Raw genomic sequence first — 442 nt, forward strand, 5'->3', positions numbered from 1 at the left:
TAAAGACATTAAAATCATAGGAGATAAAGGATATGTTAGTACAGAAATAGGTAAACAACTTGCATTAGAGCAAAATATTTCTCTTTTAGCATTACAAAGAAAAAATAGTAAAACACAGTTTCCTAAGCATATACGAAACATTTTATCTAAAATGAGACGTCGTGTAGAAACGTCATTCTCACAATTAACTGAGCAGTTTAATGCAAATAAAGTTTTAGCCAAAACTAAACTTGGATTAATGACTAGGATTAGTATTAAAATTTTAGCTCATAATATCTCATATTTAATAAACTTTTTGAGTGGAAATGAGGCTAATATAGGAAAAATAAAGCACTTAGTATTTGGATAAAATTCCTATACAAAAGTGCTTTATAGGCATATTTTTTTCTTTAAAATAATTACCATTTAATTCAAAATCAAATTTAACTAGCACAATCCGTTA

General features: G+C 26.2%; 1 protein-coding gene. It reads left to right on the forward strand.

The genetic code is table 11. From position 1 onward, the window contains the following. The coding region (locus GBZ86_RS16785; protein WP_152892537.1) for a transposase at nt 1-349 on the forward strand (349 nt) is incomplete at its 5' end. Nucleotides 350-442: the final 93 nt, after the last annotated feature.

Origin of the sequence: Clostridium tarantellae (genome assembly GCF_009295725.1) — a bacterium.
GTDB lineage: Bacteria > Bacillota > Clostridia > Clostridiales > Clostridiaceae > Sarcina > Sarcina tarantellae.